Consider the following 16,493-nt stretch of genomic DNA (forward strand, 5'->3'; position numbering starts at 1 on the left):
GTGAAATATAGTAGTTGCGCCACGGCAGGGGAGGATGGGGGCCACCGTCATCGCTAAGTTCACCGGGTTATACCACCGAGTATGACCGACCTCGGCAAAGTCGACCGGGAGTTCTTCGACGCGCACATCTACCCGCACCTGGGAGCCGACCGCGACGACGAGATCCTCGGCCCGCAACACGGCGTGGACTTCGGGGCCATCCGGATCGGCGAGCAGGTCGTCGCGCTGGCGACCGACCCCGTGTTCGTCATGCCCTCGCTGGGCTTCGAGCGGGCGGCCTGGTTCGCCTTCCACATCCTCATGAGCGACGTGGCCGTCTCGGGCATCCCGCCGACCCACCTCAGCGTCGACTTCAACCTCCCACCGGAGATCACTGACGAGGAGTTCGAGACCGTCTGGACCACCTTCGACGAGGAGGCCACGGAGTTGGGCGTCTCGGTCGTCACGGGCCACACCGGCCGGTACGCCGGCTGTAACTACCCGATGGTCGGCGGGGCGACGCCGCTCGCCGTCGGCGACCCCGACGACCTCGTGCGACCCGACGGGGCCCGCGAGGGCGACCGCGTGATCGTCACGAAGGGACCGGCCGTCGAGGCCACCGGCCTGCTGTCGATCCAGTACGAACCCCTGCTGGCCGAGGCCGTCGATGCCGAGACGCTGCAGGCCGCCCAGGACCGCTTCTACGACATGAGTCCGGTCAGGGACGCGCTGACGGCCGCCGCGGCGGGGCCGGTGACGGCGATGCACGACGCCACCGAATGTGGCATCTACGGCGGCCTGTTCGAGATGGCGCGGGCCGCGGAGGTCCGCATCGAGATCGAACGGGACGCGGTGCCGGTCCAGCCCGGCGTCGTCGAGGCCTGCGACTTCTTCGACATCGACCCCTGGATCTCGATCAGCGAGGGGACGTTGCTCGCGACGGTCGATCCAGCGGGCGTGGACGACGTACTCGCGGCCCTCGACGACGAGGGGATTCCGGCCGCCGACGTGGGCGAGGTGGTCGCGGGGTCCGGACTGGCCGTCGACGGGGACGAGCAGGACCACCCGGGACGGGACCCCTTCTGGGCGGCCATGGAGGAGTACGCCGAGAAAATCTAGTCCGACAGCGCCAGGCCGAACGCGACCAGCGCGCCGAGTGCGAGGGCGAGCGAGAGCGTCGCCCGCCAGCGCGGGATCGCGGCGGTCAGCGGCCCGACGGCGAACAGGGCGACCCACGCGAGGCCGACGGCGACGGCTCCGACCAGCACCGACGCGGCGGCGTGGACGAACTCCCCGCGCTGGGTCGGCGCGTCGGGCCCGACGGTCCGCCCGAGGTCGGCCGCGGTCGCGCCCACGTCCCAGACGACGAACGCGGCGGCCACCGCGGCGAACGCGACCGGCGGAAAGACGGTCCGCGCGGCCAGGAGCGCCCCGCCCACCAGCAACGCCGCCCCCAGCGCGAATCCGGGGGCACCGTCGGGGACGCTCCGGAGCCTGACCAGCACCGCCATCGCGCCGTAGACGAGCAGGACGGCGACCAGCGCCGCCAGCACGACCAGGGGGACGACGGCGGCCACCGCCGGCGGCGCAACCGCAACGCCGAAGCGAGCGAGCGCCCCCGGGACGGCGGCGACGACGACCGTCACCAGCGAGACGGCGACCCCACCGGCGGCGTACGCGAGCGTGTGGGGCGGACTCGGTGCCAGCCACTCGGCGAGGAGTCGTCGCCCGACCTCGGCGGCGAGAACGGCGAGGACGAGACACGCGACAGCCGCCAGCGGGAGGTGCAACACGCCGGACGCGAGCGCGACCCGGACGGCCTCGCCCAGAACCGGGAGCGCGGCGAGCGCGGCGTCGAACTGCCGGGGGACGAGCGACAGGAGCAGTAACTGTCCGGCCAGCGCCCACCAGTACCGCCGCGATACGTCGGTGACGGACACCCCGAGGTCGGCCAGGTCGGCGAGGACCCCCTCGACCCTGTCGGTCGTGTCGCCGACCCACGACTCCAGGATCGCCGTCGCCAGGTCGAGCGCGAGGACGACGGCGAGCGCCTGCAGCTGGAGCGCGACGAGGAGTGCAAGCGACGGCCAGGCCGAGAGGGGCAGGACGGCCGCGACCGCGCGGCCGGTCGCCGGAACGAGACCGGCCGTGACCAGCAGGCCCACCATCGCGACCAGAAAGAGGACGATCCCCGAGTGGACCGTCGTCCTGAACAGGTGCCGGCCCAGCGCGGTCACGTCGCCGGCGACGGCGTCGACCCCGACGGCCAGCACGGCCAGCGAGACACAGACCGTGACCGCCAGCCCCCCTTCGAAGAGCCCGTACCCCAGCGGCCACAGGAGGGCGAGGCCGCCGACGGCGAGGCCGAGGCTCCCGGCGGTCCGGATCGCCGTCGCGTCGCTCCCGAGTGCCGCGGCGCTCCGGGCCACCAGCAACGCGCCGCCGACGCCGACCAGCGCCGACAGCGGGGAGCCGACCGCGGCCCCGAGTCCCAGCGCGGCGACCACGGCGACCGCGAGCGCGACCCGTCGGCCGAACCGCGTGGCGTGATCGGTCACCCCGACCACCCCGCGGCGGCCCGCTCTAACGCGGCTTCGAGTGCGTCGTCGCGCGACCAGTCCACCGTCCGGACGCCGGCCCGCTGGAGTCGCCGGAGTCGCACGTCCCGGTCGAGGCGTTCGAGAGTGCCACCGGTCGACGCGCTCGCAGTCGCGTCCGGACTGACGACGAGGACGGAGTGGTCGCGCGCCAGGAAGTGCTCGGCCACGTCGACGGCGTCGTCGGTCAACAGCGGCGAACAGAACACCACCTGCGTCTCCGGGGGAATCCGCTCGGTGAGGTCGGCCAGCGCGCGGTCGAGCGCCCGATCGACGGCCTCGTCACCCAGCGTCGACCCGGTCGCGAGGGACACGGCGTCGACCCCATCGCTGTCGGCGAGGAACCGCTCGACCGCGACGGCCTGCTCGCGGCCGGCCGCTGGCGGGAGGTAGTTGGTCCGGTTCCCGAGGGTCGCGACGCCGACGTGGTTGCGTCCGTCGAGCAGTGTCCCCGCGAGCCTGGTGATCGCCTCGGTCGACAGCGACAGTCCCGTCGGGTCGCCGGGGCGGGGGACGGTGCGGGCCGATTCGCTGGTGTCGACGACGAACAGCACGGTCGCCGCCCGCGTCTCGCGGAAGTCGACGGTCGTCAGCTCACCGGTCGCGGCGAAGCGCTTCCAGTCGACCCGCCCGACGGGATCGCCGGGCCGGTAGGGCCGGGTCGCGGCGAAGGTCACGCCCTCGCCGCGGGCGTCGGTCTCGACGCGCCCGGTGGCGGCGGTCGCCGCCTCGGTCAGGGGGAGCGCGTCGGCGGTCGTCTCGCAGGTCAGCGTCGTCTCGGCGTCGGCGTCGACGCGGCGCTCGCGACCGCCCCCGACCGACCGGACCGTGACCGCGGGCCCGTCGAACGCGAACTCGCCCCGCCGCGCGCGGACGGTGTAGGTGAGCGTCGTCTCCTCACCCGGCCGGAGGCCGGTACAGCAGGCGGTGTCGCCGTCGGCGACGGTCAGGTCCTCGGGCACGCCGTCGGCGATCCGGACTTCGGGAAGCGCCGCCTCGCCGACGTTCGCGACCGAGAGCGTCACCGCGACGGTCTCGCCGGGCCGGGGCCGTTCGTCGGACACCGACCGCTCGACGGCGAGGTCGGATTCGGGGAGCGCGGGCAGGCGAGCGGCCGCCGCGTAGCCCAGCGGGACGACGGCGGCCAGCAGAACGGTGACGCTGCCGAGGGCGACGCCGACCGCGGTGACGACCAGCGCCACCGGGACGGCGACCGAGAGCGGGTCGAACCCGGATGGCTCGTCGCCGGACGCGTCACTCACGGGCGCTCGACCTCCGTGTCGGCGTCCGCCCGGGCGGCCAGTTCCGAGACGGCGGCCCGGGCGCGGCGCTCGAAGGGGCGGCCGCTCAGCCAGTCCACGACGCGGACGGTCGGCGGCGGCGTCGCGTCGCCGAGGAACGCGGCGGCCCGCGGGTCGTCGGTCCAGGACCCGTCGTCGAGACGGGCGCTCGCCGTCTTGGGGTCCAACCTGTCGTGTTCGACCAGTACCGTCTCGGCCACGTCCCGAACACGGCTGCGGACCTCCCACCGGTCGTCGTTGATCGACCACGATTCGCGGCGAGTGGGCCCCGACAACCGCGAGAGCGCCTCGTCGACCGACTCGCCGGCGACCCGAACGTCGTGGTCCTGCGCGTGCTCGTCGTCGGCATCGTCCGTCCCGGCACTCCCGGTCGTGTCGGACGAGGTCGACGGGCCGTCGAGTCGGTCGGCAATCTCGGTCGCGTCGAGCCGGGCCGACGACGGCACGTTGATCGGCCCGGCGTTCACGTCGAACCGACCGCGGTCGGCGTCGTCGCGGCCACTCAGCGGGCGGAACCGTGCCACCCAGTCCGTCGACACGATCCCGGCCACACCGAGGATGGCGAGCAACGCGGCGGTCCCGAGGACGACCGTCGCCGCCGACACGCTCGCCACGGCCTGCCGAGTTGCCGCGGGAGCCGGCACGACGGCGACGAGGACGGCCAGTACGAGCGCGAGCGTGCCAGCCGCGAACAGGAGTCGACGCCGGGTCATCGGTCACCCTCCAGCGCGCGTCTGATCCGCCGGGCGGCGGCCAGCGCCCGCTCGGTCCGGTCCTCCGTGCGGCGGTATCCACCGTAGGCCACGCGGCGGAAAGCCCGGGTGAGCCGTTCGACCGGGGCCGCCGGGAGACCGGCCTCGACGGCCGCCGCGGCGAGTTCGCCGGGCGTCTTCGTCTCCGGCCGCTCGACCGGGACGGCCTCGACCATCGCGAGCCAGGCCGCCTCGACGGTGGCCGGCGAGGGGCCGTCCTCCGTTCCGGCCTCGGCGTCGTCGGTCTGATCGGGCGTCGGGTCCGGGGCCGTCGCGTCGCTGTCGCTCGCACCGGCGAACACGCCGACCAGACCCCGTGGGACCGCCACGACGACGGCGGCCAGGCCCCGCGAGACGGCGGCGGTCGCGTCCGCGAGCGTCCGCCCGATGCCGGCGAGGGCGCTCCCCGTCCCGCGCGTGAACGCGTCGGTCACGGCTCCGAGGTCGGCGAGTACGCGCGGGACGCCGGTCGAGACGCGCACGAGGAACGCGACCGTCCCCTGAGAGACAGCCCGAGGGATCGAGAACACGGACACTGCCGGGATGGGCAACCAGCCCAGGCCCGGCCAGTTGCGGGCTTTCCCTTCGAGGGCGAGGAGGACGACCGAAATCGTGGCGAGGAACGTGCCGGCGACGAGTGCGAGCGGACCGCCGCCGTCGCCGTCGGGCGGGTCGGCGGCCGCGGTCGAGTCTTCGGGCGTGGGCGTCGGGGTCGGTGTGGGCGTCGACGGACCGGCTGGCGGTTCCGGAGGGGGGTCGGCGTTCGGTGCGGGACGGTCCCCGAGGTCGCCGAGGAACTCGACGAGTGGGTCCGCCCCTGCGTCGCTGCTGGCCTCGCTGGGCGTGGGGGACGGGACGCTCCCGAACCCGGCCGCGGGCAGGAGGGCGGCGGCGAGGAAAACGGCGAGGGCCGCGAGGGCGACTGGCCCCACCCGGTCTGCGTCGGGGACCACTGTTACCGGGAAGTACTTGTCACTCGATCATATGGTTTGGGATGTGCCCTCCAGCACGGACCGCACGCTGACCCGCCGGATCGGGACGACCCTCGCGGCGATTCTGCTCGTCGACCTGCTGGTAGCCGGCCTGCTCGCCGCGTTGCTGGTGCCGTGGCTGGCACCGCTCGGGACGGCCGCGGCCGCGCTGGGCGTCCCGCTCCCGCCGGCGCTCCGGTGGCTCGCCGTCCTCGTGCCGGGGGTCGCCGTTCTGGCGGCGGCCCAGTTGTGGTACGCGCGGCGGCGACTGCTGGCCAGCGTCGACGCGACGCCCGCGACCGAGGAGGGTCACTCCGACCTGCTGGCGCGGGTCCGGCGACTGGCAACGCTGGCCGACGTGCGGCCGCCCGAAGTGGCGGTCGTCGACAGCGACGCGCCCAACACCTTCACTGTCGGTGGCCTCACCGGGTCGACACTGGTGGTCACGACGGCGTTGCTGGCGGAACTCGACGGCGACCGACTGGACGCCGTGCTGGCCCACGAACTCGCACACGTCGCCAACCGTGACGCGGCGGTGCTGACGCTCGCCACCTTCCTCCCGGCGCTGGTCGAGGACCGGACCGCGCTGGTCCGCCCGCGGACCGCGACGGGAGTCGCGACCTGGACCGTCTGTCTCGTGGTCGGCTATCCGCTGGCGGCCGCGGTCGTGGACGCTCCGCCGTTCAGCGCGTCGTACACGGCCGCATACGTCGGGCTGGTACTCGCCTGTCTCCTGCTCGGTGGCATCGTCGTCGGGATTCTTGCCCTGCCCGCGACGGTGCTGGCCGGGCGACTCGCTCGCGCCCGCGAGTTCGCCGCGGACCGCGCCGGAGCGCTGTTGACGGGCGATCCGGCGTCGCTGGCTCTGGCGCTGGAACGACTCGACGGTGGTGAGCGGCCATCCACCGACGCCCGGCGAAGCGAGGCCGTGGTACACCTCTGTCTGTTGCCCCAGGAGGCCGGGTCGGAAAACGAGGACGCGGGTTTCACACTCGACGTGCGAACCCACCCAGACACCGGCCGGCGGATCGAGCGCCTCCGCTCGCTGGCGGCCGAACTCGAAGAATGACTACTGCTCGACCGGCGTGACTGTGTTGGACTGGATCCACGCCGCCTTGTCGTCGCGGTCGTAGACGATCAGGTCGCCGTCGTCGGTCTCGAACTCGCCGTACTTCTCGTCGATCTCGGTGTCGATCCGTTCTGCTGGTTCTGCCATTGTTGTGTTCACGCGCGGTCGCGCCGTGTCACCACACCACGCCCGTCGCGTCTCACCCGTATGGGAGCCGTTGGCAAATATAAGTATTGTGCTGAATGTTGTATGGAATATTGTTAGCATACTAGGACGCATAAGGGAGTGACGCTCGCTCGCGGTCGACGGACCGCACCGCCAGCAACTTAGTGTGTCCCGGCCGGACTTCGGGGTATGAAACGACGAGCGGCACCGGAGTCCCGGCCGGTCGCGCTGACCGTCGCCGGCAGCGATTCCGGCGGCGGTGCGGGCATCCAGGCGGACCTGAAGACGATGGAAGCCTGCGGGGCGTTCGGGACCAGCGCGATCACGAGCGTCACGGCACAGAACACCCGCGGCGTCGAGGGGACCCACCTGCTCCCGACAGCGGAGATAGAGGCACAACTGGACGCCGTCCTCGACGACTTCGACGTGGGCGCAGTGAAGACGGGGATGCTCGGGACCGCCGAGGTCGTCGAGACGGTCACGACGTACGCCGACCGCCTCCCGAATCTCGTGGTCGACCCGGTGATGGTCGCGGCCTCGGGCGACCGCCTGCTCGAACCCGAGGCGGAGGCGGCCTATGAGGACCTGATCGGCACGGCGACGCTCGTGACGCCCAACGCCGACGAGGCGGCGGTCCTGACCGGGATCGAACCCGAGACCGAGGAGGAGATGCGGGCAGTGGGCGAGCAACTGCGCGACCTCGGCGCGACCGCCGCGCTGGTCAAGGGCGGCCACGTCGAGTTCGCCGACGACGACCGCGCCGACGAGGTCGTGGACGTGCTGGTGACCGAGGAAACCGTCGAGACGTTCCGTCATCCCCGCGTCGAGACCGACGCGACCCACGGGTCGGGGTGTACTCTCTCCAGCGCCATCGCGGCTCACCTGGCTCACGGGGCCGACCTCTCGGCGGCCGTCGAGGCCGGCGTCGACCTCCTCGCGCGGGCCGTCCGCTACCCACTGGACGTGGGCGAGGGGCCGGGCAGCGTCCACCACACGGTCGAATCGCGGAACCGCGCCGCCCGCGAACCGACCGCCGAGCGCGTCACCGAGGTCGTCGAACGGTTCGTCGACCGCGACGTGTCGCCGCTGGTTCCCGAAGTCGGGATGAACGTCGTCGGTGCGACCCCCTACGCCGAACGCCCGGACGAGATCGCTGCCGTCGAGGGCAGAATTACGCGGACGCTCTCGGGCGTCCAGCCGAACCGCGGGGTTCGCTTCGGCGCGTCGAGTCACGTCGCGCGCTTCCTCACCGCCTGCCGGGAGTTCGACGCTGCCCGGCGGTTCGCGGTGAACTGCCGGTGCGACGACGACGTGACGGCGGCGCTGTCCGATCTGGACGGCGAGGTCGTCAGGGTCGACGACACACCCGACGCGCCTGAGTCGATCCAGCGGCGGCTGGCAGAGAGCGCGTTCGAGCGGGCCGACGAGTCGCCCGTCGCGGTCGTCGACCGGGGCGGCGTCGGACGGGAACCGATGGTGAAACTGCTGGCAGACGACGCCGCGGCGCTGGCCGAGCGGACGCTGGCGGTCCGGGACGGGATCGAGACCGAGTAGGCTGATACATCCGGTATTTTTTCCACGACACGAATCCGGAAAACATTCAACGGGGTCGGCAAGACTGGCAAGCAAGACTGGTGACGACCGACGACACAGTTCCAGCGGTGGTGACGGCCGACCTCGCGGACGCCGTACTCGACCTCGGGACTCCCCTGAACGGATACGAGGTCGAACGGGTAGCGACGGTCTCGGCGCTTCGGCGGGCGATAGCGGACACCGCGCCGGATTGCATCGTCGTGACCGGCAAGTCGCCGGACGGGTCGTGGCGACGGTGCGTGGACGCCGTTCGTGCTGTCGACGCCACACTGCCCGTCGTCCTGGTCGCGCCGGAGGGGAGCGAGCGACTGGCGGCCGCGGCGGTCGAGGCCGACGTGGCCGCGTACGTCAACCTCGCGACGGCGTCGAACCCGAGCGGTCGGCTCGCAACGGCGGTCGAGGGGGCCGTCAAGCAGGGTTCGAGCGACCGTCCTGCGCCGCGCGGCTCCGACGCCGAACGGGCTCGCCCAACGGACTACTACCGAACGCTCGTCGAGACCGCCGGCGATCCGATGTACGTGCTGGACGCGGACGGGAATCTCCAGATGTACAACGAGGCAATGGCCGAGCGGGTGGGCTACGAGGACACCGATCTCGTCGGCGAGAGCGTCGAGCGGTTCACGACGGCCGACTCGGTGGCAACCGCCGACGCGGCCATCGAGCGCCTGCTCGCCAACGGCGGCGGCACCCACGAGACCGTCGAGATCGAGCTGCTGACCGCGGCCGACGAGCGGGTCCCCTGTGAGGTGTCGCTCGCCCCCGTCCGGGACGACGACGGGGCCTTCGCCGGGTCGGTCGGCGTCGTTCGCGACATCACCGACCGGCGGGCGCGCGAGCGCGAACTCGAACGCTACAAGCGGATCTTCGAGACGGTCCCGGACGTGATCTTCGTGTTCGACGCCGACGGGGTCGTCGAGACGACCAACGAGCGCGCGACCGACGTGTTCGGGATCGACCGGGCGGAGCTGATCGGGCGGTCCTACACCGACCTGCTCGACGCGGACGTGTTCGGCCGGGAGGCGGTCGACCGCTACCTAGAGACGGTCGCGCGGCTCCTCGACGCCGACACCGACGCGCCGGGGCGGTTCGAGGTCACGCTGACGACGCCGGACGGCCGGGAGCGCACCTACGAGGTTCACGTCACGCTCCGGTCGGTCGACGGTGAGTTCCGTGGCACCGTCGGCGTCATGCGCGACATCACCGAACGGACGCGCCGACAGGCGGAACTCGAACGCCAGAACGAACGACTCGAACGGTTCGCCAGCGTCGTCTCCCACGACCTCCGCAACCCGCTCGAAGTCGCACGCGGCCGGCTGGAACTCGCCCGGGAGCGCGGCGACGACCGCCACCTCGAACACGTCGACAGTGCCATCGACCGGATGGAGACCATCGTCGACGACCTGCTCGCGCTGGCCCGCCAGGGGACCGCCGTCCAGGATACCAAACTGGTCCGACTCGACCGGATCGCCCGGTCGGCCTGGGAGGTCGTCGACACGGGCGACGCCACGCTGACGGTCGCGACCGACTGCACCGTCCGCGCCGACGGGAGCCGCCTCCAGCAACTGTTCGAGAACTGCTTCCGGAACGCCGTGGAGCACGGCTCCACGAGCAATCGGACGGTGTCCGACGATTCCGTGGAACACGGCGGCCACGACGGCTCGACGCCATCGGTCGCCGTCCGCGTCGGCCTCGTCCTCGACGACGACGGACAGCCCGACGGGTTCTACGTCGAAGACGACGGGCCCGGCATTCCCGCCGACCAGCGCGACCACCTTTTCGAGTACGGAACCGCGGGAAGCGACGGCGGGATGGGGCTGGGGCTGGCCATCGTCAAGGACATCGTCGACGCCCACGGCTGGCGGATTCGCGTCGCGGACGGCGCGGACGGAGCGGGCGCACGCTTCGAGATTACCGGCGTCACCGTTCGCGAGCAGTGACGCCGAAAGAACAGTGCCGGGCGGTTACCGCGGTCGCTGTGGCAGGTTCACGCTCGATTCGCCGGGCCGGATCGTGACGCCCTCGGACTCGCGGGAGTCGAGGTAGTACGGACTGGAGACCTCGACCTGGAGCCCCAGGGTGTCGCTGGGCGAGACGAACCGCTGGAGCGTCGGGAACTCGAAACTGATGCGGGAGACACCCGAGCCCTCGATCCGGTAGGCCTCGCCGATGCCGTTGATCGGCTCGCCGTTCCGGAGCATGTTGATGAAGATACGCGCCTCCGGACCGTGCACGTCCAGCGAGAGGTCGATCTGGGGCGTGCCGTACCACTCGGCGCGGTCGCGTACGTCCCAGGTGTAGGTGACGTTCGAGTCGTACCAGAAGCTCCACTGCTCGATGCGGTCGCCGCCGTTGGCCTCGGCGTCGCCGAGATTGTACGTGACGAACTCGGTGTCGTCCGGCGGGAACTGGTCCTCGGTCCGGAACTCCTCGCGCTGTTTGAGGTAGGTGTTCGACTGCGGGATGTCGGTACTCTCGCCCCGGAGGTGGCGGTCGAACCACGTGTTCACCAGTCCGTTCATGTACCCGCGCTGGTCGAACGGGACGGTGATCTCCTCGGGGGCGTGCCCGCCCTCGTAGAAGGCCAGCCGTGACTCGACGCCCCGGTCCTGCAGGGTCCGGTAGGTCCGGACGGCCTCGATGGGCTTGAACAGCGAATCGTCCCACCCCTGCACGAGGAAGGTCGGCGTGTTGTAGTCCTCGAAGTACGGGAAGGATCGGAGTTCGTTGGCTTCGAGGATGCCCGGCGGCAGGTCGTTGGTCTTCAATGCCTGTTCGTACCAGTCGTACAGCCGTGGGTCGAGCTCCGTGTCCGGCCCGATCAGGCTCGAACTGATGGTCCCGAGTCCGAGCAGGATCGACAGCCAGCCGATCTTGATGACGCCGTTCGGTGCCAGCGAGTACTGCAGGTCGTTCCAGGTGATCCGCGGCGCGACCGCGTCGATCCGGTCGTCGGCCGCCGCCGCGGACAGCTGGATGCCGCCGGCGTAGGAGACGCCGTCCATCCCCACTTTCGGGTCGTCGGTGGCGTCGAGCGCCACCTCCGGCCGGTTGGCCAGCCAGTCGACCATCCGCTGGGCGTCCTTGATCTCGTTGGGGCCGTCGAGGCCGACGGTCCCCTCCGCGCCGCCGAACCCGCGCGAGTCGTACGTCAGGACGTTGTAGCCCTGCTTCGCGTGGTATTTCGCCTTCGGTGCCGTCAGCGGCGAGTCCCGGAACGCCCCCCAGCCGTGAGTCATCAGGACGGCCGGTTGTGGCTCGTTGGCGTCGGGCGTGTACAGCGTCGCCGGCAGTTCCGTCCCGTCCCAGGACTCGATGGTGTAGTCCGTCTCGGTGACGCCGGACCCGAACGACGCCGTCGCCGTCCCCACACCGGTCGCGAGCGCAGTCAGGGCCGCCCCCGAGGCCCCGAGGAATCGTCGTCGGTCCACCCGCCCCGCATCTGTACCCCGTTCGTCCGCATTGTGGTCCGCTCCCATGATGCGTACCAACAAGCTTCACAAACGAATTCAATTAAGTGTTTATATCTGCCTGCTATTTTCGGTATTTTATATACTTTCTCGCGAAAGAATGTCGGAGTCGCCGCAGCCGGGGGTCCGCGAGAACAGCGCGAGCGCAGACGGAGCCGCCCGGTCGAACCCGGAGACCAGTGGGGGCCGCCGGGTCCGGGTCGGACTACTGTGGGCGCTGTGGGATCGTGATCCGTGAGGCGGCGGGGTCGACCGTGACCTCGCCGCGGCCGTCCGCGTCGAGATACATCCAGTCGGAGATGTAGATGCGGAGTTCGAGCCGGTCGCCGGCCGAGAGGGACTGCTGGAGCGTCGGGTACTCGAAGGAGATCCGGTGCCGGCCCGACCCCTCCACGCGGTAGGGTGTCATCGTGCTCATCGTCTCCCCCTCGTGCCGGAGGTCGAAAAAGAGGTGAGCCGTCTCGCCGCCGACCTCGACCGCGATGTCGAACTGCGGGGTGCCGACGAGTTCCACGTCGCGCCCGACCGTCCAGCTGTAGATCGCTTCCGTGTCGTCGAAGAGACTCCACTTTCTGAGGCGCTTGCTGCCCGACCGGCTGGCCGCCCCGAGGTCGTAGGTCACCGGGTGGGTGTCGGCCAGCGGGAACGAGTCTTCGGTGGTCCACTCGCCCGTCTGTGTCTCCCACAGCGACAGGCGCGGTACGTCAACGTCCGCACCCCTGACGTGGCGGTCGAGCCAGTCGACGGCCATGCCGTCCATGCGCGTCCGGGACGACTCCGGCACCGTCGCCATCTCGATACCGTGGCCGCCGGTGTAGAACGCGAGACGGGACTCGACGCCTTTCCCCTGGAGGATGCGGTCGACTCGCGTCGCCTCCAGCGGGTTGAACAGCGTGTCGTTCCAGGCGTTCAGCATCAGCGTCGGCGTGTCGAAGGTCTCGGCGTTGTGGACGACCGACCGCTTCTTGCCGTCACGGACCGCGCTGGGCGGCTGTTCGTTGGTCTTCAGCGCCTCGGCGTACCAGTCGAAGGCGTCGGGCCTCACGTTCGAGTTCGGGTCGAAGTCCCAGGTGGCGACCTCCCCGAGGCCCAGCAGTGCGGCGATCCAGGCCGTCTTGACGACGCCGTTCGGGGCCAGCGAGTAGACCAGATCGCTCCAGGTGATCCGCGGGACGATGGCGTCGAGCCGGTCGTCCGCGAAGGCGAGGTTCAGCTGGATGCCGCCCGCGTACGACCGGCCGTCCATGCCGATCCGTGGGTTCCCCGTGTCTTCGAGCGCCACCTCGTCGCGGCGGGCCAGCCAGTCGATCAGGTGCTGGCCGTCCTTGATTTCCTTCGGGCCGTCGAGACCGACCGTCCCGCTGGAGTCGCCGAAGCCCCGCGAGTCGTAGGTCAGGACGGTGTAGCCGTTCTCGGCGTACATCCTGGCTTTCCCCTCGGCGGCCCCACGACTGCTCCCCCAGCCGTGTGTCATCAGGACTGCGGGACTCGGGCCGCGCTCGGCCGGTGTGAACAGCGTCGTCGCCAGCGGCGTCCCGTCCCACGATTCGATGGTGTAGTCTTTCGACGTGACTCCCGAACCCGACTGTGCTGCGGACGCCGACCCCACGCCGAACGCGAGCGCCGCCGTCGCCGCCCCCGTCGACTGCAGGAAGCCGCGTCGTCCGATCCGATTCCCCCGTGCGTCGTAGTCTTCCCCCCTCATGCACTCCGTTCGGGCCGAGACACCCCACCCCGGTACGTCGTCTGCCGTCTATTGACGGTTGTTTATTACTGCTTCTTTCGTCCGAAATTATCCCGTGATTGCGGCCGGACCCACAGCGTTTTATCCGGTGTCGCTCCCAGTCAGGGGTATGACAGAGGCGACGGGCATCGTCGGGGAGTTTCTCGCCCTCAAGGAGGAGACCGACGCGGATCTGCTGGCGATGCAGTGTGGCGACTTCTACGAGTTCTTCGACGAGGACGCCGAGACGGTCGCGGACGAGCTAGATCTGAAGGTGTCACAGAAGTCCTCGCACGGCTCGTCGTACCCGATGGCGGGCGTGCCGGTGGACGATCTCACGCCCTACCTGACGGCGCTGGTCGAGCGCGGCTACCGGGTGGCGGTCGCGGACCAGCACGAGACGGCGGACGGCCACGAGCGGGCGATCACCCGCGTCGTGACGCCGGGGACGCTGATCGAGACGACCGACGACGACGCACAGTACCTGGCGGCGGTCGTCCGCGAGGGCGACGGCTACGGCGTCGCCGCCGCGGACGTGACGACCGGCCAGTTCTTCGTGACCAGTGTCGAGGACGATGACAGCGAGGGGGCGCTCCTGACCGAGTTGTACAAGTTCGATCCCGCGGAGGTCCTGCCCGGCCCGGACGTGCGGGCCGACGAGGCCCTGCTCGACCGGATCCGCGAGCGGACGACGGCGACGCTGACCCTGCACGCCGCGGAGTCGTTCGCGCCGGGGCGGGCGCGGCACACGGTCCGCGAACAGTTCGGCGACGACACGGCCGAGAGCGTCGGCATCGACGACGACGAGGCGGCGATCCGGGCGGCCGGGGCGGTGCTCGCCTACGTCGAGGAAACCGGCCAGGGCGCGCTGGCGTCGGTGACCCGCCTGCAGACCTACAGCGGGAGCGATCACGTCGAGCTGGACGCGACCACCCAGCGCAACCTCGAACTGACTGAGACCATGCAGGGTGACCGGTCGGGCTCTCTGTTCGCGACCATCGACCACACCGTCACGAGCGCGGGCGGGCGGCTCCTCCAGCAGTGGCTCGTCCGCCCGCGGCGGTCCCGCGCGGAACTACAGCGCCGCCAGTCCGCGGTCGCCGCGCTGGCCGAAGCCGCGATGGCCCGCGAAGAACTCCGGGAAGTCCTCGACGGCGCGTACGACCTCGAACGGCTGGCGAGTCGGGCGGCCTCTGGCAGTGCCGACGCGGGCGACCTCCTGCGGGTCGCCGAGACGCTGGCACTCCTGCCCCGCGCCGCCGAGGTGATCGACGGGACAGAGCGGCTAGCGGAATCGCCGCTGTCCGAGATCGTCGCCGGGGCCGACCGCGAGGCCGCCGCCGACCTCGCCGCCGAACTGGACGCGGCCCTGACCGAGGACCCGCCCGGGACGGTCACGCAGGGTGGCCTCTTCCGTCGAGGATACGACGACGAGTTGGACGAGATCATCGAGCAACACGAGGCCGCCAAGGAGTGGATCGAGACGCTCGATCAGCGCGAGAAGGAGCGGCATGGAATCACCCACCTGCAGGTCGACCGGAACAAGACGGATGGCTACTACATTCAGGTCGGCAAGAGCGAGGCCGACGACGTGCCCGAGGAGTACGAGGCGATCAAGACGCTGAAGAACTCCGAGCGGTTCACCATTCCCGAACTGGAGGCGAAAGAACGTGAGATCCTGCGACTGGAGGAGCAACGGGGGGACCTGGAGTACGAACTGTTCCGGGACCTCCGGGAGCGGGTGGCCGAGCGGGCGACGCTTTTGCAGGACGTGGGCCGGGCGCTGGCGGAACTCGACGCGCTCGGGAGTCTCGCGACCCACGCCGTCCGCAACGACTGGACCCGGCCGGAACTGGTCGAGGGCCGGGACCTGAACATCCGGCAGGGTCGCCACCCCGTCGTCGAACAGACCACCTCGTTCGTCCCCAACGACCTCGCGATGGACGACGACCGGCGCTTCCTGATCGTGACGGGACCGAACATGAGCGGGAAGTCCACCTACATGCGCCAGGCGGCGCTGATCACGCTGCTCGCGCAGATCGGGAGTTTCGTCCCCGCCGAGTCGGCGCGGGTGGGGCTGGTCGACGGCATCTTCACGCGCGTCGGTGCGCTGGACGAGTTGGCCCAGGGCCGGTCGACGTTCATGGTCGAGATGCAGGAACTCTCGAACATCCTGCACTCGGCGACCGACGAGTCGCTGGTGATCCTCGACGAGGTGGGCCGCGGGACGGCGACCTACGACGGCATCAGCATCGCGTGGGCCGCGACGGAGTACATCCACAACCAGGTCCGCGCGAAGACGCTCTTTGCCACCCACTACCACGAGTTGACCGGGCTGGCCGACCATCTGGAGCGGGTGGCCAACGTCCACGTGGCCGCAGACGAGTCGGACGGCGACGTGACCTTCCTCCGGACGGTTCGGGAGGGGCCGACGGATCGCTCCTACGGGATTCACGTCGCGGACCTGGCCGGCGTCCCCGATCCAGTCGTCGACCGCTCGCGGGACGTGCTCGAACGGCTCCGCGAGGAGAAGGCCATCGAGGCGAAGGGAAGCGGCGGCGGCGAACCGGTCCAGGCCGTCTTCGATCTCTCCTCGGGGAGCTTCCAGCAAGGCGGCGAGAGCGGGGGCGAGCGGGCCACGGCCGACGGGGGGGCAGCGGCCGAGGCGGACGCGGACGGAGCGGCGCTCGATCCGGAGGCCGAGGCGGTCCTCGACCAGTTGCGCGATCTCGACGTGAACGAGACGCCCCCTGTGGAGTTGCTGTCGACGGTCCAGGAGTGGCAAAAACGAATCGACGAAGACTGAGTCGCCCAGTCCGGTCCTGCCGCGCCTCGTTCGGGTAGCGCCGTTGTTGCCGTCTGCAGGCGAATGCTCG

Annotated in this window: 12 protein-coding genes; 5 read left to right on the forward strand and 7 right to left on the reverse strand. The window is 70.8% G+C overall.

Features of this window, described 5'->3' with window-relative positions:
• The first annotated feature begins 81 nt into the window (after window positions 1-81).
• Window positions 82-1,098: an AIR synthase family protein gene (locus tag ACOZ4N_RS11500; RefSeq protein WP_424016520.1), complete on the forward strand. Its 1,017-nt coding sequence runs from the start codon at window positions 82-84 to the stop codon at window positions 1,096-1,098.
• On the opposite strand, the gene ACOZ4N_RS11505 is transcribed toward ACOZ4N_RS11500, so the two are convergent.
• Genes ACOZ4N_RS11505 through ACOZ4N_RS11520 form a run of 4 tightly spaced genes read right to left on the reverse strand, consistent with a single transcriptional unit; the run spans window position 1,095 to window position 5,582 of the window.
• The gene (locus ACOZ4N_RS11505; protein WP_424016521.1) at window positions 1,095-2,537 is read right to left on the reverse strand and encodes a DUF7519 family protein; all 1,443 of its coding nucleotides are present in this window, start codon (window positions 2,535-2,537) and stop codon (window positions 1,095-1,097) included. The genes ACOZ4N_RS11500 and ACOZ4N_RS11505 overlap by 4 nt on opposite strands.
• Window positions 2,534-3,838, reverse strand: a complete 1,305-nt coding sequence (locus ACOZ4N_RS11510) for a DUF58 domain-containing protein (protein ID WP_424016522.1) — start codon at window positions 3,836-3,838, stop codon at window positions 2,534-2,536. The genes ACOZ4N_RS11505 and ACOZ4N_RS11510 overlap by 4 nt, the downstream gene beginning before the upstream one ends.
• Window positions 3,835-4,590, reverse strand: coding sequence for a DUF7269 family protein (locus ACOZ4N_RS11515; protein WP_424016523.1), 756 nt, complete (start codon window positions 4,588-4,590; stop codon window positions 3,835-3,837). Before ACOZ4N_RS11515 ends, ACOZ4N_RS11510 begins: the two co-directional genes overlap by 4 nt.
• On the reverse strand, window positions 4,587-5,582 hold the full coding sequence (locus tag ACOZ4N_RS11520) for a DUF4129 domain-containing protein (protein ID WP_424016524.1): 996 nt from the start codon (window positions 5,580-5,582) through the stop codon (window positions 4,587-4,589). The genes ACOZ4N_RS11515 and ACOZ4N_RS11520 overlap by 4 nt, the downstream gene beginning before the upstream one ends.
• A gap of 43 nt (window positions 5,583-5,625) precedes the next feature.
• Here ACOZ4N_RS11520 and ACOZ4N_RS11525 point away from each other — a divergent pair, with 43 nt between their 5' ends.
• A complete protein-coding gene (locus ACOZ4N_RS11525) occupies window positions 5,626-6,669 on the forward strand; it encodes a M48 family metalloprotease (protein WP_424016525.1) in 1,044 nt (347 codons plus the stop codon).
• Here the strand turns inward: ACOZ4N_RS11525 and ACOZ4N_RS11530 are convergent, their stop codons facing one another.
• Entirely contained in the window at window positions 6,670-6,816 is a 147-nt protein-coding gene (locus ACOZ4N_RS11530) for a DUF7331 family protein (RefSeq protein ID WP_424016526.1), read from the reverse strand.
• 207 nt (window positions 6,817-7,023) lie between these two features.
• On the opposite strand from ACOZ4N_RS11530, the gene thiD reads away from it, so the two are divergent.
• Together thiD and ACOZ4N_RS11540 are read left to right on the forward strand one after the other, a co-directional pair.
• A complete protein-coding gene (gene thiD, locus ACOZ4N_RS11535) occupies window positions 7,024-8,388 on the forward strand; it encodes a bifunctional hydroxymethylpyrimidine kinase/phosphomethylpyrimidine kinase (RefSeq protein WP_424016527.1) in 1,365 nt (454 codons plus the stop codon).
• An 80-nt stretch (window positions 8,389-8,468) separates the two neighbouring features.
• Complete coding sequence (locus tag ACOZ4N_RS11540) at window positions 8,469-10,364, forward strand: PAS domain S-box protein (protein ID WP_424016528.1); 1,896 nt, start codon at window positions 8,469-8,471, stop codon at window positions 10,362-10,364.
• Between the two features lie 24 nt (window positions 10,365-10,388).
• Here ACOZ4N_RS11540 and ACOZ4N_RS11545 read toward each other — a convergent pair whose 3' ends face one another.
• Together ACOZ4N_RS11545 and ACOZ4N_RS11550 are read right to left on the reverse strand one after the other, a co-directional pair.
• Window positions 10,389-11,855 (reverse strand): alpha/beta hydrolase family protein, encoded by a 1,467-nt coding sequence (locus ACOZ4N_RS11545; protein WP_424016529.1) that lies wholly within the window; start codon window positions 11,853-11,855, stop codon window positions 10,389-10,391.
• Window positions 11,856-12,099: 244 nt separating this feature from the next.
• Window positions 12,100-13,599, reverse strand: a complete 1,500-nt coding sequence (locus ACOZ4N_RS11550; protein ID WP_424016530.1) for a CocE/NonD family hydrolase — start codon at window positions 13,597-13,599, stop codon at window positions 12,100-12,102.
• A 148-nt stretch (window positions 13,600-13,747) separates the two neighbouring features.
• Here ACOZ4N_RS11550 and mutS point away from each other — a divergent pair, with 148 nt between their 5' ends.
• Window positions 13,748-16,423 (forward strand): DNA mismatch repair protein MutS, encoded by a 2,676-nt coding sequence (gene mutS / locus ACOZ4N_RS11555; protein ID WP_424016531.1) that lies wholly within the window; start codon window positions 13,748-13,750, stop codon window positions 16,421-16,423.
• The last annotated feature ends 70 nt before the right edge of the window (window positions 16,424-16,493 follow it).

Source organism: Halorientalis pallida, assembly GCF_049605515.1.
GTDB lineage: Archaea > Halobacteriota > Halobacteria > Halobacteriales > Haloarculaceae > Halorientalis > Halorientalis pallida_A.

Excerpts from the sequence above, each read along its gene's own strand:
- ACOZ4N_RS11515 (WP_424016523.1), bottom strand. The coding sequence starts at position 4,590 with ATGACCCGGCGTCGACTCCTGTTCGCGGCTGGCACGCTCGCGCTCGTA.
- ACOZ4N_RS11550 (WP_424016530.1), bottom strand. The coding sequence starts at position 13,599 with ATGAGGGGGGAAGACTACGACGCACGGGGGAATCGGATCGGACGACGC.
- mutS (WP_424016531.1), top strand. The coding sequence starts at position 13,748 with ATGACAGAGGCGACGGGCATCGTCGGGGAGTTTCTCGCCCTCAAGGAG.
- ACOZ4N_RS11500 (WP_424016520.1), top strand. The coding sequence starts at position 82 with ATGACCGACCTCGGCAAAGTCGACCGGGAGTTCTTCGACGCGCACATC.
- ACOZ4N_RS11530 (WP_424016526.1), bottom strand. The coding sequence starts at position 6,816 with ATGGCAGAACCAGCAGAACGGATCGACACCGAGATCGACGAGAAGTAC.
- thiD (WP_424016527.1), top strand. The coding sequence starts at position 7,024 with ATGAAACGACGAGCGGCACCGGAGTCCCGGCCGGTCGCGCTGACCGTC.